General features: G+C 63.6%; 19 protein-coding genes and 1 pseudogene. 6 read left to right on the top strand and 14 right to left on the bottom strand.

The annotated features are described in order from the left end of the window. Positions 1-4: 4 nt before the first annotated feature. Both OG225_RS42755 and OG225_RS42750 read right to left on the bottom strand, forming a co-directional pair. Entirely contained in the window at positions 5-1,192 is a 1,188-nt protein-coding gene (locus OG225_RS42755; protein WP_331758226.1) for a hypothetical protein, read from the bottom strand. A gap of 44 nt (positions 1,193-1,236) precedes the next feature. Further along, positions 1,237-1,641: a hypothetical protein gene (locus OG225_RS42750; protein WP_405183617.1), complete on the bottom strand. Its 405-nt coding sequence runs from the start codon at positions 1,639-1,641 to the stop codon at positions 1,237-1,239. 217 nt (positions 1,642-1,858) lie between these two features. Here OG225_RS42750 and OG225_RS42745 point away from each other — a divergent pair, with 217 nt between their 5' ends. Beyond that, positions 1,859-1,996 carry a hypothetical protein gene (locus OG225_RS42745; RefSeq protein WP_405183616.1) on the top strand — a complete coding sequence of 46 codons (138 nt, stop codon included), beginning with the start codon at positions 1,859-1,861 and terminating at the stop codon, positions 1,994-1,996. Positions 1,997-2,233: 237 nt separating this feature from the next. Here OG225_RS42745 and OG225_RS42740 read toward each other — a convergent pair whose 3' ends face one another. Further along, the gene (locus OG225_RS42740) at positions 2,234-2,521 is read right to left on the bottom strand and encodes a DUF2332 family protein (protein WP_331758220.1); all 288 of its coding nucleotides are present in this window, start codon (positions 2,519-2,521) and stop codon (positions 2,234-2,236) included. A gap of 255 nt (positions 2,522-2,776) precedes the next feature. Between OG225_RS42740 and OG225_RS42735 the strand changes: the two genes are divergently transcribed. Beyond that, positions 2,777-3,172 (top strand): hypothetical protein, encoded by a 396-nt coding sequence (locus OG225_RS42735; protein ID WP_405183615.1) that lies wholly within the window; start codon positions 2,777-2,779, stop codon positions 3,170-3,172. Next, the gene (locus tag OG225_RS42730) at positions 3,172-4,647 is read left to right on the top strand and encodes a radical SAM protein (RefSeq protein ID WP_405183614.1); all 1,476 of its coding nucleotides are present in this window, start codon (positions 3,172-3,174) and stop codon (positions 4,645-4,647) included. The genes OG225_RS42735 and OG225_RS42730 overlap by 1 nt, the downstream gene beginning before the upstream one ends. Before the next feature lie 391 nt (positions 4,648-5,038). Here the strand turns inward: OG225_RS42730 and OG225_RS42725 are convergent, their stop codons facing one another. After that, entirely contained in the window at positions 5,039-5,350 is a 312-nt protein-coding gene (locus OG225_RS42725; protein WP_331758212.1) for a hypothetical protein, read from the bottom strand. Positions 5,351-6,203: 853 nt separating this feature from the next. After that, positions 6,204-7,061: an ADP-ribosylglycohydrolase family protein gene (locus tag OG225_RS42720; RefSeq protein ID WP_405183613.1), complete on the bottom strand. Its 858-nt coding sequence runs from the start codon at positions 7,059-7,061 to the stop codon at positions 6,204-6,206. Positions 7,062-7,373: 312 nt separating this feature from the next. Here OG225_RS42720 and OG225_RS42715 point away from each other — a divergent pair, with 312 nt between their 5' ends. Continuing rightward, complete coding sequence (locus OG225_RS42715) at positions 7,374-7,673, top strand: hypothetical protein (protein WP_405183612.1); 300 nt, start codon at positions 7,374-7,376, stop codon at positions 7,671-7,673. A gap of 593 nt (positions 7,674-8,266) precedes the next feature. On the opposite strand, the gene OG225_RS42710 is transcribed toward OG225_RS42715, so the two are convergent. The 8 genes and pseudogenes from OG225_RS42710 to OG225_RS42675 form a co-directional block, all read right to left on the bottom strand. Further along, a complete protein-coding gene (locus OG225_RS42710; protein ID WP_331758197.1) occupies positions 8,267-10,180 on the bottom strand; it encodes a hypothetical protein in 1,914 nt (637 codons plus the stop codon). 437 nt (positions 10,181-10,617) lie between these two features. Beyond that, positions 10,618-10,875, bottom strand: a complete 258-nt coding sequence (locus tag OG225_RS42705; RefSeq protein WP_331758191.1) for a hypothetical protein — start codon at positions 10,873-10,875, stop codon at positions 10,618-10,620. A gap of 296 nt (positions 10,876-11,171) precedes the next feature. Continuing rightward, the gene (locus OG225_RS42700; RefSeq protein WP_331758188.1) at positions 11,172-12,329 is read right to left on the bottom strand and encodes a hypothetical protein; all 1,158 of its coding nucleotides are present in this window, start codon (positions 12,327-12,329) and stop codon (positions 11,172-11,174) included. 90 nt (positions 12,330-12,419) lie between these two features. After that, positions 12,420-13,511, bottom strand: coding sequence for a hypothetical protein (locus OG225_RS42695; protein ID WP_331758185.1), 1,092 nt, complete (start codon positions 13,509-13,511; stop codon positions 12,420-12,422). A 379-nt stretch (positions 13,512-13,890) separates the two neighbouring features. Next, positions 13,891-16,554 (bottom strand): ATP-binding protein, encoded by a 2,664-nt coding sequence (locus tag OG225_RS42690; protein WP_405183611.1) that lies wholly within the window; start codon positions 16,552-16,554, stop codon positions 13,891-13,893. Between the two features lie 679 nt (positions 16,555-17,233). After that, entirely contained in the window at positions 17,234-18,160 is a 927-nt protein-coding gene (locus OG225_RS42685) for a MerR family transcriptional regulator (RefSeq protein ID WP_405183610.1), read from the bottom strand. 27 nt (positions 18,161-18,187) lie between these two features. Next, positions 18,188-18,823 (bottom strand): hypothetical protein, encoded by a 636-nt coding sequence (locus tag OG225_RS42680; RefSeq protein WP_331758176.1) that lies wholly within the window; start codon positions 18,821-18,823, stop codon positions 18,188-18,190. Between the two features lie 128 nt (positions 18,824-18,951). After that, positions 18,952-19,059 (bottom strand): annotated as a pseudogene (locus OG225_RS42675) (MerR family transcriptional regulator); the annotation flags it as partial. A gap of 206 nt (positions 19,060-19,265) precedes the next feature. Here OG225_RS42675 and acpM point away from each other — a divergent pair. Further along, on the top strand, positions 19,266-19,571 hold the full coding sequence (gene acpM / locus OG225_RS42670; RefSeq protein WP_331758173.1) for a meromycolate extension acyl carrier protein AcpM: 306 nt from the start codon (positions 19,266-19,268) through the stop codon (positions 19,569-19,571). Between the two features lie 42 nt (positions 19,572-19,613). Then, positions 19,614-20,057, top strand: coding sequence for an SRPBCC domain-containing protein (locus OG225_RS42665; RefSeq protein ID WP_331758171.1), 444 nt, complete (start codon positions 19,614-19,616; stop codon positions 20,055-20,057). 422 nt (positions 20,058-20,479) lie between these two features. Here OG225_RS42665 and OG225_RS42660 read toward each other — a convergent pair whose 3' ends face one another. Continuing rightward, positions 20,480-21,328, bottom strand: coding sequence for an IS5 family transposase (locus OG225_RS42660; RefSeq protein ID WP_331758169.1), 849 nt, complete (start codon positions 21,326-21,328; stop codon positions 20,480-20,482). Positions 21,329-21,373: the final 45 nt, after the last annotated feature.

Genomic DNA, 21,373 nt, shown 5'->3' with positions numbered 1-21,373 from the left:
TGGGTCAGGCGTTGGCGGCGGCCAAGTGCAGGGCGTTGAGGCCCAGACTGGTGAATTCGTTGCCGCGGTCGATGCGGCCGTTGTCGGCCAGGACCTGGGCGTAGCTGGTGACCGCGTGCATGATTCCGCCGGCGGAGCGGTCTCCGCCGATCAGGAAGTGTTCCCAGATGCCTTTGCGTTCGGCTTCGCTGATCCGCAGCTGTTTGGCGACCACGGTGAGGGTCTGCTCCGGTTCGGGGAGGGCGATCTGCGCGGCATCGCTGATCTCGTCGATTCGCTGCTGGACGAATTCGGGGGTGAGGAAGGCCTGTACGGCGTCGCGGATCTTGAGCGAGAACGCACGGTCGTCGGCGGCGTAGGTGTCGGCTTTCCAGCTGATCGTGCCCTGGGGCAGGCGGGTGCCTTTGTGAATCGCGGCGACCGCTTGTTTGGTGAATGTCAGGCCGTTGCCGCAGATCTCGATCGTGATCAGCGGGGAGACCTGGGTCTTGCCGCGGCCGGTTTCGCTGTTGCGGAACTCGACACCGGCAAACACGATCGGGCTGTCGGCTCCTGATCGGCCGTTGAACGGGGATCGGTAGTTGCCCAGCAGTTGGGGTGCTGCGACGGCGATCTGGGGGGCGGCTACCCGCATGTAGAGGTGGTCATCGCTCATGTCCGCGGCGACAACCTGGGTGTTGTCGACTCCGGCTGCGCGTAGCCCATCCAGGAACACGGTGGCCATGTCGAGGTTGTCGCGGAATCCGTAGCTGTCCGACAGCACCGCGCGCACGATGCCTTGGGAGTGGTTGTCGCGGCGGTCGCTGCCCCACAACAGCCGAACCAGGACTTTGCGGTCGGTCTCGTAGCGGGCCCAGTCGTTGATCGAGTTGCAGAACGCGCGCTGGTTGGTCTCGCGGCAGCGGCGCAGGTAGGCGATCGGGATCCCGAAGTCGGTGGCCAGATCACCGACCGCGCCGTCGGTGAGGGAGTAGAGGCCGTTGACGTCGAAGAAGCCTTCCTCGCTCAGCTGGGATTCGACGCCGTCGATGCGCAGGTATCCGCGGTCGATGCGCAGGCTCTGAGCGGGCACGACGACGTCGAGTTTGCGGGCCTGCTGGGTGGTGAGCAGATTCAGAAGCATCCCGGCGTCGGCCTTGCGCAGGCTGCGTGTGGGAAGAGCGGGCAGGGTCGCAGATCCGGAAGAGTTCAAGACGGGGCCTTTCTTCGAGTGGATTGTGCTGATGTGCAGCGGAGTCAGGGCAGTCTGGCGAGCAGCCGAGCGCGCCAGGCGAGGGCGTAGCGCAGGCAGTTGTTGCAGTGGTGGTGGGTGCAGTGCGGCAGCGGCGGCGTGTAGCGGGCCGCGAACGACCACGCCATCGAGTCCGCCGAGGCCAACAGATCACCGAAGCGCTGGAGGCCGGAGGCCTTGACTCCGAACCCGTGCAGGCGAATTCCGGGAACGGTCTGGCAGATCTCGGCGAAGATGTCGGCGGCTTCGGCACTGGCTTGGCGGCGACATACCGACCCGACACCCACGATCGGCTCGGCAGCGAGGTCGATTCCGGCGTCGTGGAACATGGCGATCGCGTCGCGGTATTCGGTGACAGTCCAGCCTTGCAACACCGGCACGATGGGTAGATCCGGTGCCTGACGGCGCATTTCGAGCAGATTAGCCACAAAGTCTGGCGTAGCATCGGATGATGTATTGGAGGGCTTGCACATTAGCGTCGGTGCTGGTGGAACGATGTCGGCAGGCTAGTTGAATCGATTCTCCTACTTGACCTTCTGTGGTGCTGTAACGTGCGCCTTCGCGTGGTGGATTGCATCCAATGATCGAATCAATCACCTGCTTGACGGGCGAGTAGGAGCGTTTGGAGTGGTTTCGGAACGCCAAGGCGAGTTGCGGGCCGTGGCCGGTGCGGCCGAGACGGTGCTCGCATCCGGCGTGGCACTGTTGCAGCCGGAGGAAACGGTGTCGCAGGCCATGTTGTTCCCTGTCAAGTCAGCGTGTTGAGTTCTTGAAGCAAGGTTCCCCTGCGATCGTTTGGTACCCGTTGTGGGGCAGTGACGGTGGTCAGTCGCGGGACCACCGACAGCAGATGAACTACTGAGAGAACATGTTCTAGATCCGCCGCGCGAACTGATCATTGAGATGATGGCGGCTGTCCGATATTGCCGATTACAGTGCGCGTGTCGAGGTGTTGTCGATCCAGTTCAACGACTGCCCGTGCGCGCCCGCGTAGGCAAGTGGTCATCCGTCGAGGCTGACGACGAAACTGCCCCGGTTCGCGGTGGGCGGAGCGGGAAGCGCCGCGACCGATTCGACCACGGCTGCTCCCTCGTTGGCTATCCAATGGCACCGCAGATCACGCACCGTCACCTCGAACGCGTTGCGAGTCTCGGTGGCGAGGTAGGCGAGAACCGCGCTGCCGAACACCACCGCGGTGGAACCCGAGGGCACCGCGTCGACCAGATCAGCGCCGGTATCGAGGAGATCACCGGTGATCAAGCGGGGCGGGTTCCTGCGGGCGAGGTCCACCGCGGGGCGGGGCGGACGACATGTGCGAAGAGCCGCGAGGTCCGTTGCGCACGTCGATGGGCAAATCGATCGAACGAACCGAGTCTGATCCGAATGCAACGGGGACTTGAAGTAGGATCGCCTGCCAGGGGCTGAAGCCCAGAGTTACGCATATCCTCGAAGTTGTTCTGTCCTGTCGGCGGCGCGCCGGGAGAGCACAGGTTCCACGGTTCGGACAGATATCAATCCATGCTTCGACCAGTAGGGAGCGAACTAGTGAGCTATGAGGAACCAGCTGGCGAAACGCCAGCGGCACGATCGTTGTATATCCAGACTCCCAGCGGATACTACGAAATCGATATCGACCGCTTGGAGGACTTCCGTATGGATGACGAGCGAGTCGAGGAATTTATGAAGAACTACGCTCGACTCGCCGCGCAATGGCCGCAATTCGGCTACGCCGCGCCGCCTGGTTCGTTTACCGATGCCATTCCTGGCGCTTTTGTGCGCGCGACACCAGGAGCGTCCGTGCGGGCCGTGCCTGGTTCATTCGTGCGGGCCGTGCCTGGTTCATTCGTGCGGGCCGTGCCTGGTTCATTCGTGCGGGCCGTGCCTGGTTCTTTTGTGCGCGCCGTACCCCCGTCCGCCGTATTGTATGGCTGGAACCGCTGATGACTACAGCCGACGTCTTTCTCGGAATGCCTGAAACGTGCCAGTCGCAACGTCTCTACGCGTGCGAAAAGATGATATACAAGGATGTAGAAGTAGCTGGCCGCCCGGCGACCTTCATTATCGATCCTTGGACTCAGCATTGGATTATCGGCGACAGCTCGGCTGTCGAGATACTGAAGCTGTGCAATGGGCGACGGACCCTGTCATCGATCATTGAGATTCTCGATGATCGCAGCAGCGGTGCGTCTTGGGAGCCGGAACGTTGCATCGACGTCGTAGACGCTCTTCTGGGCGCAGAAATGCTATTTGCAAACAAGATGCAGCATGAGAGGTGCGGTCGACCCGTCTATAATAAGTCTGAGCTCACCGGAATTCACCTCGAAATCACCAACGCATGCAACATGACGTGCACACACTGCTATGTCTCCTCGGGAAGGAAGCTGCCCGGGGAGCTCACGCTGGATCAGATCCACGCGACGATCGACATGCTGCCACCGTTCTCGGGAAAGCGGATCGCCATCTCGGGTGGCGAGCCAGTCGTGCGCAAGGACCTTCTGTCGATCATCGAATACGCGGCACGCGACTGCGGCCACGCGATCGACCTATACACGAATGGCTGGAAGTTTCCATCCAAGGTCGCCGATCGAATCAACGAACTCAACAACGAAACCGGCGGCATGATTCGTCTACAGCTGAGCCTTGAAGGTTCGGATGCCGAGACGAACGACGCCGTGCGCGGAAAAGGATCTTTCGACCAAGCCCTGAAGTCGCTGGAGATGTTTCAACGCAGCGGCCTCAACAGGTCCGTCGTAATATTTGTATGCGTCACCAAGAACAACATCGGGCAGATAGATTCACTCATCGAGCTGGCCGAGAGGTTCGACGTCTCGATGCTCGTGTTCTCCCAGTGGCAGCGCCAGGGCAATGCGGCAGGCACTCCGTGGGCGACGATTGCGCCAAGTATGGACGAGTGGGTCCGGGCGGGCGAACACCTGCTGAAGTACAATAATCCTCGCCTCTCTGTCTTCGGGAATTTTTACGGCGATCTCAACAACAATGAGTTCGGGCGATTTTCCCTCGATCGTCGACTGTTTCCGAAGCATGTTTACATGTACAACAGTTTCCCGAGGATATCTCCAAATGGAGACGTGTGGGCCGACCAACTCTGGGTGGATCCAGACTGGACTCTCGGAAATGTCGCGGATGGCGATCTGAACGACTGCTTCGAGACGGCGAAATTCTACGAGCAGCTCGAGCGGATGCGGTCGCGAAAGGAAAAAATCTCAGAGTGTCGACAATGTGAATGGAGAGATCTGTGCGAGGGCGGATCACCGGGCCATACATTCGCAGAGTACGGTCACATGAATGAGAAGGATTTGTTCTGCGACAGTCGAATCTACTGGTTCAACAGATTTGTCGAGTATAACGTCCGGGTGGCCGAAGATGCGGTTCGAGGAGTAGGCGCACCGATATAGGGCAGTCTCGGGCCGGCGGGTTTCGGCAAAGTAGTGATGTGAGGGTGTGACCTGGGGTTTCGGTGTGTCGTTGGGGCGGGGGCACCGCGACGAGTCGGTGATGATCTCGGTTGCTGAAGCCAGATCGTCCGAAAGTTGTTGCGGTCCCACGTTGTCATCATCTCCTGTCGATGTGGCGGTGGCGGATCGGGGTGGTGATTCGCTCGTGCCGGATACCGGTCCCGTCGCCTGCCCGGTGATTCCTGCGGGTTTGCTCGAAGGGGGCCGGGCCGCCTGCCGGTTAGTCATTCCTCGATGTGGACCGGCCGCCGTGCCCGAATCGGGAGCACCGCCGCGTTGGGGTGGTTCGCCGCCGCTTCCCGCAGTGCCTGGTTCTCCAGCGTGAGTTGGTTCACCGCCCGGACGAGGGCGGGGACGTCGGCCCGGAGTTGGCGAGTTCGGCGTTCTTGTTCGCGATCGTCTTCTTCAGCGCGGCGATAGTGGCCCGGAGTCGCGACTCGACCTCCGAGGGCGCACCGCGCTCGGCCACCCTCGCGTAGAACACGTTCTTCAAGTCCGTATGCCGTTGTGTCAAAGCGTTTCTGGGGACATCAGCTTCCAAGGCGAGGGCGACGATCGTGAGTGCACCGTTGGATCGCTCGGCGATGCCGGACAGGATGCGTTCCATCGCAGCGCGGATTTGGTCACGCTCATCGGTTTTCAACGAGCGTCCTCGGTCAGGGTGATGCGGATGCGGTCATGAGTGTCGGCGTAGCCTCGAATCCTGACCTGGGCCAAACGTCGCCGCCACGTTCCGCGAACACTGTCGATGCCGCCGAAATATCGCGGAACACCCACGACACCAACAGATTCCGAATCGCGCTGGGCCACAGCTAGCCGACTCGTCGATGACAACTCCATCCACCCCGCCGACCGCATCGCCGCCGCGCTCGTCGTGCTCTACGCTCAGCCCTTGGCGCGGGTGACGGCGCTGACCCTCGACCACATCCGCACAGACGGCCAGGCGATCATGCTCAGGCTCGGCGAAGACGAGCTGGAACTCCCCGAACCGTTCGCCTCCCTCATCGTCCAGCTGCCGTGCCCCCTCCGCGACGGGCCATCCATGCAGTTCCCGGTCGATGGCTGTTCCCGGAACACGTCCGGGTCGCCCGATAGGGCCGATTCCGCTCGCGAATCGACTTCTCGCCCTCGACATTCAGCCCCGCCCGATGCGGGCATCAGCCCTGCGTCAACTGGCCACAGAGCTGCCGCCCGCCATCGTCGCCAGCGTGCTCGGACTTCGACCATCGACGGCCGTCAGATGGGCCGGGGAAGCGGGAGGCAACTGGACGAACTACGTCCGCGACCGCCAAACCTGATACCCCCTGGCTACACCGGTAAATCACGCCGTAGTTGATCTGTGAATCCTGACGGCACCCGGGAATATCGGGGAGCCGTTCCGGTGAAATCTGACGTCCTGGTTCGGCTTGACATCGGAGTTTGGCCGATTCGATCAGCGCGCTACGCGGCAGAATAGTGCGTTCGGCCGTCTGCGGCCGAACGGGTTCGCAGCTTCATCAGATTGCGCGCTTGGTCGCCCATTCGGGCAGCGGTTCGCAGCGGCCGAGCCACGCGGGCGGTATGCCATCAGCTATTTCGCGGACACCGAGGATCCCGCCGATGATCGCGCAGGTGGTGTCGATATCACCGCCAGCCGCAACGGCCGTCCAACATGCGTCGGCGAAATCATGCCCGCGGTGGGCGACGACCCAGAGGCTGAACGGGACGGTATCAAGCGCGGAGGTGTCATGGCCAACGCCCAATTCCGCAGCGGCCGTGCTAGAATCGTTGATGGACTCCGCATGCCTGATCATGTCCTGAATAGGCCCGCCCGGTACCTGCGTGGCGACCATATCGAGGAGTTCGGCACCACGCAGTTGCGGTTTCCCTACGGATAAGGCGGCGGCGCTGGCCACCGCGACCGCCCCTGCCACGGCATCGGGGTGGGCATGAGTGACCTCCGCCGAAGCCGCGGCCTCGGAGACAACTCGATCAAGGTCGTCGCCGAACCACGCGCCCAACGGCGCTACCCGCATCGCGGCACCATTGCCCCACGATCCGCGGCCGTCGCGCGCTTGTTGGGCGAGTTCGTGCCAGTGATAGCCCTTTTGGCGGATCAGCCGCAGGATTCGACTCGTTCCGGGGCCGTATCGACGATAGATGTCGTAGTGCTCGGCGAACGATTGGGCCAGCGCGTCCTGATCGATCCGGCCGTGTTCACACAGGACTGCGAAGATCGAACACGCCATCTGGGTGTCGTCGGTCCACAACCACGGACCGGGCAGAACTCTTCGCTCCTGAAGCGCACCGTGGTTGATCGCATCGTCGAAACACGACCCGAACGCGTCTCCTACCGCCACGCCCTGCAACGACATCAGCGCCCGTTCGCGGCCATCAAATCTCATCCAACCAGTCTGGCAGCCGCCACAATCCCCACCAGGACCGATCATGGTGGTGCGTTCGGACGGCCGAAGCAGCGCGGCCCACCGGACGCGCCTGGTAGCTGGCACCGGACCGGCGCCGGGCCCGCGACCTCTGGTACCCAACCACTACTGCAATTCGTTATGCCTCCCTTCGTTGTCGCCGTGGTCGCGTACTCGATATACCTTGCCGCACCTCGGAAAACAGTTCTGGGGTGAGCAATTTCGGTGTCCACCTCGCCTCAACTTCTGGAGGACACTTCAGGAATGATCGACAAGACCACCAACAACGAGCTCAACTTCGACGCCGTCAGGCGTGTGCTGGTCGACGCCGCGCGCGAGGGTGATCTCGCCGCTGTTGAGCAGTGGCTGTGCCATGTGGACAGCGCCCTGCACTACGCGCTGCACATCGCGGCCGAGGGCGGGCACCGCGAGCTGGCGGCTGCTTTGCTTGCGGCACACAGGTTCTCGGAGGAAGCCCTCGAAGAGTGTGAGGGAGTGGCCTGGCAGCACGATCACGATGACGTAGCCGACATCATCGGCTGGGCAAAAATCGAGGTCGACTGACGCGCTGGCGACCCCCTGAATTCGCTGATCCCTAGCTGCTCCGGAGCGCGCACGCATCGGCATCCGGAGGCAGGAGCGCCAGAACTGACGCGGCGGATCCGAGGCCGGCAGGAATTCGAGGAGTTCGAATATTCCGGTGTTGCCGGTTGTGCGCTGCTGATGTTCACGGACCGTGGCACCGGTTCCGGCGAACCGGATCCCGCCGGGTCCGACGCCGCCGAACCGGACTATCGGTTCGGATGGCCAGTCCTGTTGGGCGATCCACGTCAACCGGCCGATCTGTCGGGTGTAGTGGCGCGCGCGGGCGATGTACTCCGCGGGGGTTGGGCCGAGCGCCCAGCTGCCGTGCATCTGCAATTCGGTGAACCCACTGTCGAGCGCCCACGCCGAGGTTGTGGCCGGACGTAACGTGCGGTAGCTGCGCAATTGGCGGTCGGAGACGAACAGCGGCACCGGCGCTCGCCACAGCCATCCGGGCTGGTGGGTCCCCAGGTGGAATCCGGGAAAACGATCTTCGGAGTAGTCCGTGGATGGAGGTGATGAGTCGGCGCCGGGCAGAGATCTCGTGGCGAGTTCTCTGCCCGACGCCTCGCTCATGCCGCGAGCTCGACCGATTCGGACTCGGCGGCGCCGCCATCGTCGGCGTCGATGCCGTCGTGGTCGGCGGGCTCTTGGATGGACTCTTCGTCGGGATCCTCGGCTTCCGGGCCGTCTTCCTCCGTCGCGTCCTCGGTGCGGTCTGCGGTGACGCCGTCGGTGGTGGTGGTGTTGGCGACAGGCCGGCTGATGACCTCGGCCTTGGTGAGCTCGCCGGTGAGCACCCGCTCGACCGAGGCCAGCGGGTAGCCGTGGGAGGCCAGGAAGCGCATGTAGTCGCCCATCAGCGAACTCACGCGCCGGTAGTAATCCGGGCTGTCCGAGGTGGGCTGAAGGAATGCTTCCATCGCCGCGACCACGCGCAGCAGCGTCCGCAGTCCGCCGTGGTTGTCGCGGGCCTTGACGCCGTCGCTGGAGGCGGCGTTGGGCACCTTGGCACCGAGCTGGCTGGCCAAGCCGTGGGCGTGGTGGGCGGTGAGCAGGTGCGCGTTGGCGACGACGCGCCCGATCAATTCCAGGCTGCCGGGCGGAACGGTCTTCTGGCCGCCGAACAGGTTCGTGGTCAGCCACGTCCGCCGCACTTTGGTGGCCGCGCGCGCATGCCTGTTCAGAATGGTGGCTTCGGCGCGTTTGGCCGATGCCTCCTCGGCGCGCTCGCGTTCCCGCTCGGCCGCCGCGACCTCGCGCGCGATCCGGGCCTCGCGGGCGGCTTCGTCCTCGGCCGGTGCCGTCGGCGAAGCATCGGCGCTCGCCTCGAACGGGTCCTCGTCGAGGCCGTTTCGGCTCAGCCCGGCCGCGTCGAGGTCGGTGCAGTAGTAGACCGGCGCGAACTCGTCGAGCACGGTGACCTGGGCGACGTGGTACATGCCCGGGTCCGCGTCGTCCTCGGGGAACAGTTCGGTGCGCTCGTCGATCAGGTCGACACCGATCCGCTCGTCGGTACCGTCGACGCTCGCCTGGCGCACCAACACCACCGCGAGGTAGTCCAAGGGCACGCTCTCCGAAGTCGGGGTGGCGCCCTCGGTGTCGAGGAGATCCTCGAGCGCCACCATGGCTTCGGGCAGCGGCGTCTCGAGCACGGTGATTCCGGCTTCGGTGAGGCCTGCCACGGCCTGGGCGTAGGCGGCGGCGGTGCGTTCCTCGGCCTCGAGTTCGGCGCGTTCTTCCAGCATCTGGGCCAGCACGTGAGCGAACTGGCCGTCCGCGGCCGCGTCGATCAGCTCATCGATCGCGTCGGGGTCGTCGCCGAAGTGCTCGGCCGCGGCGGCGGCCTGCACCAGGTCCAGGTCGCTTTCGTAGAGGGCCTGGGTCGCGGCGTCGGAGCGGGTGAGTTTCTTGACCGCGCGTACTTCGTCGCTGGTGACTCCGACCAGCGCCTTGCGGGTCTCGGTGAGGTTGAAGCCGAGATCGAGCATCTGTGCGACGGCGTCGGCGCGGTCGATCTGATTCTGGGCGTAGCGGTGCGCGCCGCTGTTGAACTGCAACACGATCCGCTCGGCCTCGACCTCGAGCTGCTCGGCGCTGGTATCGACCGGGTAGACCGCGCAGAGGGCCATGTGCGGGGTGTCGCGCAGCAGCTCCACGCGGTGCCAGCCGTCCCAGACCGCGAATCCGCCCCCCGCGGTGCGTACCGTCACCAGCGGCAAGAGATTGCCGTGCTCGATGATCGAGCCTTTGACGTCGGGGTCCATGGGCTTGACCGGCCGGTTTCGTGCGCGCTTGAGCTTTTTCGGATCCAGCCACAGCAGCTCACCGGCGACCTGACCGTGCTCGGGACGATCGGCGGCGGACTGCGCGGTGTCGGCGGTCGGCTCATCGGTGGTGGCGCTGTCCTCGACGAGGTCACCCGGGTCGGCGGGGAGGTCGGCGTTGGGGTCGGTCGTGGTGGGGTTGTCGACGAAGGTCGTCATCGTTTCCTTGGTCCTTCCATATGGAAATATTTGGGCGGGTTTGCGACGAGAATCCGTCGCGAAGCGGGCGGGCACTGAGCGAGCCCGCCCGACGAGCGAGGAGACCGCTGGGGCCTCGGTTCAGGACGAGGTGCTCAGCGGACGGGTGGCATCGGTCGAGATCGGATGACTTCCGCGGTGCGGTCGATGAGATCGGAGAGCGCGGCGACGGGCAGGGCGACGCTGTGGCTGTTGGTTCCGGAAACACGGCAGCGGCGGGGCCGGACCACGGTCACTGAGTGAACTGCATGGCGATGAGAGCGCTCGGAGGGTTCACCGGACGTGCCCGGTACAGGCCAATGTGTCGACGCGCCGTTGGCATGGCGACACGGTCGGTAGCTATGCGATAGGCGAAAGGAAGGCAGCGTTTGCGAAAGCCGCTGGCCGCTGGTCTTGTCTCAGCTGCCCGCTTCGGTTTCGCGGACCGCTTCGACCGGGCTGGCCCCATCGTCGTACAGTTCGCGCCAATCGATGTCGGACAGATCGAATATCGATACATGATGGTTGAGCTCGCAGTGCTCGTCGCTGGCCAGCAACCAACATGCGAAATCCGTATCGTCTCCGGCGTAGACGCGGACCCGCGACGCATTCGGGTGGGCGAGCGATTGCCGCAGCCTCTCGGCGGCGGCAGCGGTCTGAGAATCGAGCCATGACATAGGAATTGGGCTCCTGAATAGGCGAGGTGAGACGCCTCTGCCGCGATCACCAGCGGGCATTGTCAGATCAGCGGTGACCGCGTGGGATCGCCGTCGACTGGATCGGGCTCCCCCAGGCAGTCGCAGTGGCGATAGCGCGCTGCGCTTTCCGGGTGCGCGCCGGTGAGGGATCGGGCAGAGCTTCGGCATACGGGGCGCGCCGCCGTGGACGGTTGTGTTGCCGGTCTGATCCCGTCGCTTGGCAAGCAACGGTCCGAGATTGTCTGGAACCGAACGCTGATCCTGGGTCGAGCGCGTCAGTCGCGGGCGGCGTGGACTTGGGTGGCGCTGTCGTTGACAGTGACAAGGGCGGTCGTCGATCTTGCGGCGTCGACGACGATCTCGATGTCGTCGGTGTTCTCCTCGATGCAGATCTCGCTGGCGCCGCCGCCGCTGTCGTGGACGGTGACGACGATCTTGGTCCCGTTCTCGACGTTGATGTTGATCATTCGCCGTGGCCTCTCTGGAAGGGCGTGTGCTGTCGAATCAGGGGCGAAGTTCGAGGTCGAGGTGGTTGTTGCCCCTTCGAGGTTCACGACCTCGAGGAAGTGCAGATGTCGGCTGCGTGTGTCGGAGACCAGCACGCCGTCGCTGTGGAGCAACAGCCGGGCTCCGTTGCTGAACACGAATTCGGTGTCGTATTCGCTGCCTCCTCCCGGCGTGACGGACTCGACCCGGACTGCGGGGCATCCCGCGTCCCGCCAGGCGCTGTTGATCTTGTCGACCTCGGGAATAAAGCTGTCGCGTTGACATGTGAGCGCGTGCTCGCGCGCCGCGATGAGCTCCGCCGCGCTGGGCCGCGGGGTGGTGGTCCACAATCTCGGTGCTGAGGTGTCCTGCCAGGCTTGGCCACCGCTGAACGCGGCTTCTCTGCGTATCTGGGCGGCGATGTCTTCGACGGTGGGCGCACGGTCGGCAGGCAGCGGCTGCGGCACTGGAGTGGTGCCTGCGGTCCGGCGTTGGTGGTCGCTCAACGCACGTGTGAACCGCATGGCCTGGGCGAGGGCGGCGTCGAGTCGGACGGTGACGGCTTCGAGCAGAGCCAATACCCGTTCCGGGCCATCCTGGGTGGCGGTGAAGTCGACCAGGTCGTGAAGGTCTTCGACGCCGAGGTCGGCGACTTCGAAACTGCCGTCGATCATCATCGACAGGGTCAGGTCGCCGTTGTAGACCGAAGTGTTGGCGTTGTCGCAGCTGAAGTGCGCCAGGACTTCGATCGCGACAGACTCGAGATCGACACGCCACGTACAGGATCGGCCGCCGGAGACGCTATCGATCAGGTCGTAGAGCAGCGCGAGCCCGCTGATGTCGCCGTCGGGTTGCCATTCCCGCAGGGCCGCGGCGATCTGGGCGGTTTTGCCGCCCTCGCGCAGTTTGGCGCGTACGTGCTCGTGGTCAAAGTGAAGAAACGGCATCAAATAGCTCCTCGGGACGACATAGCCGGACCTGGTCCTGGGGCGATGGGTGAGCATGGCGCTTCGCTCTGGTCGCTATGTAGGGCCAGGTCAGGCCGCAGTGATGGTGGATGTATGCGCTGTGCGCGGCCTTGCCCGCCGATACAAGTAGTCGGCGGCTTGCACGTCGCGTTCGCGCAATGCGTCGGACGCGTGTGCGACCCAATGGTTTTCGAACGTATCGCGCTGTTTATCGGCCACATTTGCGGGCGCGGCGACGAAGAAGCATTCGACTTGGGGATAGGTCTTCGAATCAGGTGGGCGTTGGGCCAGCCACAAGCGGGTGTGTGCCCGGGTATCGGTCACGGGCGTGACTTTGACCTTGCGGGCCAGCCATCGTAGGACTCGCCCGGTTTCGTCGGGTGTGCCGCGATGGACGGTGTGGACCGAACGCCACGCTACGGCGGGCGCGAAGTAGACCCTCCGTACCCGGTACAGCGCCCACGGGCTGTGGAGGATCGTACGAGTGGCCAGATCCAGGATCTCCCGTGCGCCCGCGGCCCGCAGGCGCTCATCGAGTGTTTCGTCGGGACCGAAAAGCCCGGACTTCGAATTGAGGGCAACCGCACAGTATTCGTCCACGAGATGCCGAGCGGCCTGTTCGGGCGCGGCCAACATCCGCGAAAGATGTTCGGACCATTCGCGTTTGGACACGTAACAGCATTCCGCACACAGAGACTTGGGCCACCAGACGCCGAAGATCTCATAGAGATACTCGCGGCAGTCCTGTCGCGTCCAACCTGACTCGTGGACCGGATAGGCCATCGTCCGGTGACCGCCCAGTGCGAGAACGGGTTCGTTCTCGATTCGTTTCGATTCGTCGGCGTTGTAGCCGATTACGTGAAAATATGGCCGGGTGCCGAGTTCGCGGTCACGCCACGTATCCATCGGCCAGCCTTTGAATTTCAAGGTGCATTTTCGTGTTCCGCTGCGCTGCGGCATAGTTCCGGTGACACGGTTTTCCTTGCTGAGTGCGTAGAAGCCGTGTTCCTCGGCGTCGCAATGCATGCGGTAGGGCTGACGGGTGTCTTGTAGGACGACGATTCCGTCTTCGTTCTCCGGGCCCGCGCGAGCTACCTCGACAAGTCGGACATTGTGGGCGCGCACCAGCGGAAGTACGTGGCACTCGACCAGGTCGATCAACGATTCGAATTCGTCACTTCTCTAGCGAGAAGCCTGTTGTTGTAGTGCTGTGTTGCACTTGGTGATGGATCGGGTTGCTCGGCGAATCTTTCGTGGCCGAGTCGGGGCGGTCTGGTGTCTCACTACCATTCGCTGTGGAAGTGGGCATCGTCCCGGAAGACCTCGACCGCAAGAGTGACATGTGTTGCGCTGCTGCAGTGTTGGCTCTGGTGGCTTGGGCGGTTCTCGGATCATTTGCGACCAGTCGACTCGGCGCGCTATTTGCCTTCGTTCGGCCCGCTGGTGACGCAACCGGGTTGCCTCTTGGTGGCCAGGCTGGTCCTCAAGAGGCTTGCGTCCTCGCGATCGGTGTGCCGCGCTCGATCCTTGCTCCCGTATGTTACGGATATTCGGATCGAAGGGTTCGAAGTCGTCGAAGTGCTTCTGTTTCGCTGGCGACATGACCGGCTCGACGCGCGATTGTTACTGCCTCGCACAACATTTCGTTTGCGGTTACGGTTTCCCCGGTCAGGTAATTGATCCAACCGAGATTGCTCAGTGCTTCGGTTTGGCCGATGTGATCGCCGATGGTGCGGTGGATGTTGAGTGCGCGGCGAACAATGGCCTCTCCTGTGGTGGTGTCACCGTCGAGGGCGTAGATGAGCCCGAGGGTGTTGAGTATTCCGGCTTCGCCCGCAGGGTTTGCGATGCGGCTGTAGATCGTTGCGGACTCTCGTAAAGCGATGACTGCTGACGGTGTGTCGCCTGTGAGGTGTTGTAGACAGCCGAGGTTGCTCAGGGCGAATGCCTCGCCCGCGAGATTGCCTAGGTCGCGGTAGATCTGGAGGGCACGGGTGAGTTCGATCGCGGTTTGCTGATGTTCACCGGTGCGGAATCGCAGCCAGCCCAGTGTGCATGTGACGAATGCCTCAGCTACCTGATTTCCTGCCTGTCGATAGATGTCTCGGCTTCGGTTGAGCAGTTCGGCGGCGATGGTGTGCTTGCGGGTCAGGAGATTGATCCAGCCTAGGGAGTTGAGGGCGGCGGCGACGCCGGAGCTCTGCCCGTGTTCGCGGCTGATTGCCAACGCCGTCTCGATGAGGGTTGTCGCCTTCGGATAGTCGCCGGTGAGGTGCACAACCCAGCCGAGAGTGTTGAGTAGCGATGCTTCCATGTGTTGTTGACCGCCGTTGCGGCACAGCGCCAATGCGTGTTCCAGTGCCTCGATCGCGGCGGGGCGGTCACCGGCGGCGGAATGTACCCGAGCCAGGGCACGTAAGGCCGAGCCGCGAGTGCGGAGGTCCAGTTCGGTGTGCGTAGCCAGAGATTTCTGTAGCGCGTCAACGATTTCAGTGTATTCGCGGGATAAGAACCGCATGGCTCCGACGCCTTGAGCGGTGATCATCGTCTGGATCGGATGCTCGTCGGAGGAAGTAGCCCCGATCATCAAAGGCTGTGCGCCGACCACTTCCAACTGCCAGTTGGAGTACAGACGCACTTCGCCGATGACGGCGTTGGCAAGTTGGATGGCCCGGTGTAACTCGTTTCTGGACGCGGCGGCCAAGAGGCAGGCCAATAGGTTCGGTCGTTCCCTGCGCATCCACACGGTCGCGGAGACGTAGTCGGTGACCACAGGGTCAGGCGCCCGTGGTGAACGGTGCCCGCGATCGGGCGCGGGATGGGCGTGGCTGATCGCGGTGAACGCAGTGCGCTGGTAGTAGTCGGCGAGCCGATCGAAGGCACGGGTTCGGTCGTCGGAGAGGTCTCGGTCGGCCAGGGTTCGGGCGTATTCACGCAGCAGGTCATGCTGTCGATAGCGTCCAGGAGCGATCTCGTCGACCAGATGGTGGGTGTAGAGCACGTCGAGTTCTTTACGGGCCCGGCTAGGGGACGTGTCGGTCAATGCCGCAACAGCCGCGTGATCGAAGTCGGGGCCAGGATGCAGTCCTATCTGTCGGAACAGAAGTTGCTGACTGGGAGGTAGGTCCTCGTAGGAGGTGGTGAATGCCAACCGCACTGCGCGTTGGCCGGTGTCGAGCTCGTCGAGCCGATCGTCGGCCGCGCGGAGATCGGCGGCCACGGTCGCGACGCTCCAGGTGGGGTGATGGGCCATACGTCCGCCGAGGAGCGCCACCGCCAACGGCAGATTTCCGCACATGTGCACGATTTCGGCCACCAAGTCACGGTCCGTGTCGACGTCGCGACCAGCCAACGCGTAGAACATAGCCGCCGCGTCCTCGGGAGCAGGGGTGTCCAGTGACACCGGCGTTGCGCCGTCGAGCGCGACGAGTCGACTGCGGCTGGTGATCATTGTCAGGCATCCAGGCCCACTCGGCAGCAGCGGTTCGAGTTGGCCGTGGTCGCGGGCGTCGTCGAGTACCAGCAACACACGCTTGTCGGCCAGACGCCCTCGCCAGAGGTCACGACGGGTTTCGAGGGTGTCGGGCAGGTACTGCGGCGCGATGCCGAGATCGGTGAGCAAAGTCGCCAATACGTCGAACGGCTCGGCGGGAGCCAAACCAGGCGAATGGGTGTGCAGGTCGACGAAGAAGCCGCCATCGGGAAACTGCGACGTGAGCAAATGTGCGGCCCGCGTGACCAGGGCCGTCTTCCCGACCCCCGGCATTCCATCGATAGCCAATATCGGAGCCGCGGTCGACGGATGGAGAGCTGCCTGCAGGATTCTGTCCAGTTCTGCGCCGCGCCCCACGAAGGTTGGGATATCTCGGCGTAGCGCTGTGATGCCTACGTGCTGCTCGGAACCGACCTCAGGAGGTGTCACACAGTCCCCGTCGGGATGTAGTACACGAGGCGATTCCTGTGTGCGAGCGTGCGGTTCGGTCGTCGCTACAGGGCGCGCTTCTGCGTAAGCGGCCGAGCGCAACCGCTTCCAACGGGTCAGTGCGGTACCGGACAGCGGCAATGCCGCTGCGGAGTACAAACATTCCAGCACCAGCACGAACTTTTCGTCCCGGCGGGGGATCCGCGGGTCCGGTTTGAACCAGTCGCTGATCGTGGCCGCCGGTACAGACCGATTGCGCCGCTGGCGAATCCAGGCTGACACCTCGTGGGCACCGAGCCCCGCGCCCTGTCGCAACGCCGCCAGTTCCGTGGCGAATCGACCCCGCGCCGACTCGCCACCAACTACACCACTTCCCACCCCGACATCCCCTGACTCGTGACCGACTCGACCCGACTCGACAAATCGAGAAAAGCCCTCCGAACTGCAATTTCGAACCACCCTAGTAGATGCCGAGTTGTCCGACGCCGCCCCCGCGATGCTTTCCTGCTGTGGCAAATCACCTCGACCAGGAAGCGAGACCTCTCCGATGTCCGAGAGCACGACGAACAACCCCTTTCCCCCCCAACCCCAAGACCCGTCGAGTCGGTCCGCACCCTGGTGGCAGCAACCCCGAAAGCCGCTACTGGCTACCGCATTCAGTGCAGGCATCTGGATCATCAGCGGAGCCCTGCATGAGGTCGGTAAGCGCGTCATCGAATGGCTCTGGTGAGCAATGTAAACCAGCCCATCGCTTCCCGGCTGTGTGACATGCCCTACGAGCTCCGTCGGCCAGGTTGTGCTCTGCCGCCTATCGATTCGCGGTGGCGCTGATGAGGCCGACTATCATTCTGGGTCAGCGTATTTGCGCATCCGAGCGGGACCGCGAACGTGTGAGCTGAGATCCCGCAATTCGGCGGAGGCCGCGATGTGGCATCACACAACACCAAGAGCCTGGAAGCGATCATCCAATCGCGATTTGGATGCCTTGGAAGGTCTGTCCTGTGATCGATGAGAAGCTGTTCAGCGTGAACGACGCCTCGAACGGACGGCCACCGGGAGTTTGGTCCAGCATGAGAAGGCCGGTCACGCGAACAACCACAGAGGCATCGGCGTCGGGCTCGACATCAATCGTGTTGACGTCGTACTCAGCTACGGGGAGTCGGATGAGTTGTTCGCAGATCATCCTCGTGCCCATGTATGGAGTGTCCCCGAGGGTGAGTTGAGCATCTTCGGCATACCAGAGTTCCAGTGCGCTCTGTCGGGCGGTGAGCTGCGCGAAGTAGAGGGTGGTGAAAGCCTCGGCGTTTTCTCGGGTGAAGTATTGCTTGACGGTGTCGTCGACCATGACAGTCCTTCTGATCAATTCCAGGAAGTGGTCCGTGGTGATGTCGGGCCGGTTCCGCGCTGTCGTCGCCAGCGCCGCTACCAGGGCGTGCAGGTCCTGCATCGCGATCACCTGAGCAGCCAGACGATCGCGATGCGCGGCCAACACCCGCGCCATTGCGGCGGTGCCCGCGAGCACGTCGGCGATCTGGTCCAATCCCAGCCCCAGCTGACGCAATGCCAGAACCTGATACAGGCGCGCGACATCGGCTTGGGTGTAGAGCCGGTGACCGGTACTGGTGCGCCCGGCCGGGGGCACCAAACCGATGCGGTCGCAATGATGCAACGTCCGAACCGTCAATCCGGCCTCGCTCGCGAGCTCACCGACCTTCCACACCTGCTCGATTCCCCTCTGGTCCATCCGCTTCCACTCACTCCCACCGGCGCACCTTGCGCCAGCATCACCGACGCTAAGACCTGACGTTAGGTCAGGGGCAAGCCGAACCACGTTGCTGATCTGCCCTCGTCCCATCACGGGTGGGTTGGTCGGGCAGATCAGTTCCACATGGTCGAGGATCGAGTCCGGAGATCTTCAGCGGTCCGCGGTGTCGGCGAGTTCGGTGGGCCGCGCCAGGGCGTTATACAGCCAGTCGTGAGTCGGCCCGACGGTGATGCGAGTTCCTAGCAGTTGGGCGGTCAGTGCCCAGTATCTGTGGATCCGGTGGTGGTTGTCGGTGGCGTCGATCAGCATGTGCTCGCGGAATTGCGGGGTATCGCGTTCCCCACGCGCGTCGGCGTGGGCATTGACGAATCGGTCCAGTTCGCTGCCGCCGTGCGGCCGCACACCCTGCGATACGAGTGTGACCACATCGGCCACGACCTCGCCCACCTCGATGTAGAGTCCGTGCCGGTCGCGGATCGACTCCGGGTGATTGCGCCAGTATTGCTGTCGCACAGCATGATGCATTTCGGGATCGGTGGCGAGAGCGGTGAGTTCGGCATAGGCGACGACGTCGTCGATCGACGGATCAGCGGGCGGCTGCGGGACATTCCAACCCACGTAGCGGTCGACCTCGCCTCGCGGGACGGGTGCGAGGATGCGCCGCCAGAACTGTATGAGGCATTCGTGTGCTGCCGAACCGTCCTGTGCGGCGGCCAGCAACGCCAACCGCTGGGCCCGTTGTGGCGGGCAGCGGTCTCGACCGCCCGCAGCGACGCGCGTCGCCATGCCAGTGACCTGAATTCGATATCCAGTCGGGCGCTTTCGACGGCAAGGGCCTCCTCGATCGATCGCTGTTCGCGTAGCACGGCGGTGATCGAGTCCAGTCCGAGACCGAGCGCGCGCAAACGCTTGACCAGCAGCAGTCGCTCGGTGGCACGGTCGGCGTCGAACATGCGATGACCGCCCGGACTGCGGCGGGATTCCAGAATGCCCTCGTCGCAGTAGAACCGGATCGTTCGCACCGCGAGCCCGGTGCTACGCGCCAACTCCCCGATACTCACGAAACGACCCTGTTGTGTGTCGTGTGTCACAACTGCTTGCACCTCCACCTCGGTGGAGGTTTTAGCGTACTGGCACCGCCACTCGCCGTGGCGCCGGGAACCCGGGGCAATCGCGAACGAGGCGATCGGCACACCCCCGCACCCGATCACAACGAGAGGACAGAGGTATGGCAACCACTGGAGAAGAGATCGTCGCCGGCATCGCGGAGATCGTCGAGGAAGTGACCGGTATCGAAGCCTCGGAGGTGCTGATGGAGAAGTCCTTCGTCGACGACCTGGACATCGACTCGCTGTCGCTGGTCGAGATCGCCGTGCAGCTCGAGGACAAGTACCAAGTGAAGATCCCCGACGAGGACCTGGCGAGCCTGAGAACTGTCGGGGACGCGGTCGTCTACGTCCAGAAAATGGAGGCCGAGCAGCCGCAGCTCGCCGCGGAGATGGAAGCGAAATTCAAGGAAGGGCACACGAATTGAACACTCGAGGACCGAGGATCTTCAGTCCTTGCCGCGGATTCCATGATTGCTGACTGCCGACTGGATCCCGCCGCGGTCGAGCTCGGCTGCTTCCTGGCGCACCCACCGGACACCGTGTGGCGTGCCTTGACCGACCCCGATCTGCTCGAGCGATGGCTCCTGCGACCGACCGGGTTCGCCGCCTCGGCCGGAACTCGCTTCCGATTCACCGTCCCGGCCCCATCGACCGAGGAGATCGCCTGCGAAGTACTCGCCGCCCGCCCGTATGAGCAGTTGACCTACAGCTGGACGTATTCGCACGGTGAGCATCCCGTTCGCTGGAACATCGATTGGACGCTACGGCCGCAGGGCCGCGGCACACGACTTCTGCTCACACAGACAGGCTTCGACATTGAAGACCGTCGACAGAAGATGGTGCGAAACGCTACCGAGCGAAGCTGGAAGCGTCTGGTCCTGCCGCGGCTCGGGCAAGTGATTCACCACTGATACCGGAAAACGTTCAGGCGTCCACAGACGTGCTCGGGCATCACTGGTGACGGTACCGAGCAATTCCACCCGCGCCACTGGTTGCCGGTTCGCTGTCGTCGCCATCAGTTTCTCCGCTTCTGACGAATCCAGATACCTCTCCGGAGCCATAACTCCCGTCGCTGGCGGCCTGGGCAATGGGCCCACTGGCTCCGTCGCTGCGGTTCAGTTGAGTGTCCTACACACCAACAGGCGGTGCTGTGCAGTCTCTACGGGCGGTCATCGATCTCACGGTCGGGAAGTGATCCGATCGCAAGCCGATGACCGCCCGTACATTCCCCGCTTGCGCGCAGCGCGCTACCAGCGTCGTCTCGATCAGTCCGACGAGCCTGTAATTACCCCTTCAGACGTCCCGGTTCGCCTGTTAGAGGGCGTCTGGGATCTCATGTGGCTGGTGTGCTGGCGTGAGCCAGTCGTCGGGTGAGGGTGTGGATGGCAGCGATGTAGACCATGGCTTCGTGGTGGTCGGGGCGGGTTTCGTAGTCGCGGACGCATCGGCGGTGTTTGACGAGCCAGCCGAATGTGCGTTCGACTACCCAGCGGCGTGGCAGGACTTCGAACCCGGTGGCGGTGTCGCTGCGTTTGACGATCTGAATAGTTTGGGCGAGAACAGATTTCGTCCAGATGACCAGTCGCCCGGCGTAGCCGCCGTCGGCGAATACGTGCGTGATGGTGGCGAAGCGGGCCGCGACAGCGGCCAGCAGCCGGTGCGCGGCGTCGCGGTCCTGGATCGAGGCGGCGGTGACCACGACGGCCAGCAGTAGCCCGCTGGTATCGGTGGCGATGTGGCGTTTGCGGCCTTTGATCTTCTTGCCCGCGTCGTATCCGGCCGTACCCGCTGCGACGGTGTCGGCGCCGCGCACGGTCTGCGAGTCGATCACCGCCGCGGTCGGCTGCGGCGCCCGACCGGCGGCGACTCGGGCACGATCACGCAGTGCATCGTGGATACGTTGCCATGCACCGGCTTTCGTCCATCGCCGGTAGATGTCGTACACGGTTTTCGCAGGTGGGAAATCGTGCGGCAGCTGCGCCCACGCGATCCCGCCGCGCGACAGGTAGAAGATCGCGTCGCACACCAGCCGCCGCGACCACTTTTCGTGTCGGCCGCCCTTACCGGCGGTGTTGCCTGGTGGCGGAAGCAGCGGCTCCAGGATCGCCCACTGCGGGTCGGTCAGCGACGAAGACGGATAGAACGGGCACTTCGGCGACTCGCCGTGGGCTGGGCACGACAAGCACAAGCAGGTAAGCGACACTGGCACAGGGACTCTCGGTGTGAC

The organism is Nocardia sp. NBC_01377 (assembly GCF_045040005.1).
GTDB lineage: Bacteria > Actinomycetota > Actinomycetes > Mycobacteriales > Mycobacteriaceae > Nocardia > Nocardia noduli.
The sequence above is the reverse complement of the archived record's forward strand: the minus strand, read 5'-3'. Positions and strand labels throughout refer to the sequence as shown.

What these genes read in the sequence shown, in the direction of transcription:
- OG225_RS42750 (WP_405183617.1), bottom strand. Translation starts at nt 1,641, where the DNA reads ATGCGCCGTCAGGCACCGGATCTACCCATCGTGCCGGTGTTGCAAGGC.
- OG225_RS42730 (WP_405183614.1), top strand. Translation starts at nt 3,172, where the DNA reads ATGACTACAGCCGACGTCTTTCTCGGAATGCCTGAAACGTGCCAGTCG.
- OG225_RS42720 (WP_405183613.1), bottom strand. Translation starts at nt 7,061, where the DNA reads ATGTCGTTGCAGGGCGTGGCGGTAGGAGACGCGTTCGGGTCGTGTTTC.
- OG225_RS42715 (WP_405183612.1), top strand. Translation starts at nt 7,374, where the DNA reads ATGATCGACAAGACCACCAACAACGAGCTCAACTTCGACGCCGTCAGG.
- OG225_RS42710 (WP_331758197.1), bottom strand. Translation starts at nt 10,180, where the DNA reads ATGACGACCTTCGTCGACAACCCCACCACGACCGACCCCAACGCCGAC.
- OG225_RS42705 (WP_331758191.1), bottom strand. Translation starts at nt 10,875, where the DNA reads ATGTCATGGCTCGATTCTCAGACCGCTGCCGCCGCCGAGAGGCTGCGG.
- OG225_RS42700 (WP_331758188.1), bottom strand. Translation starts at nt 12,329, where the DNA reads ATGCCGTTTCTTCACTTTGACCACGAGCACGTACGCGCCAAACTGCGC.
- OG225_RS42680 (WP_331758176.1), bottom strand. Translation starts at nt 18,823, where the DNA reads ATGGCGACGCGCGTCGCTGCGGGCGGTCGAGACCGCTGCCCGCCACAA.
- acpM (WP_331758173.1), top strand. Translation starts at nt 19,266, where the DNA reads ATGGCAACCACTGGAGAAGAGATCGTCGCCGGCATCGCGGAGATCGTC.
- OG225_RS42665 (WP_331758171.1), top strand. Translation starts at nt 19,614, where the DNA reads ATGATTGCTGACTGCCGACTGGATCCCGCCGCGGTCGAGCTCGGCTGC.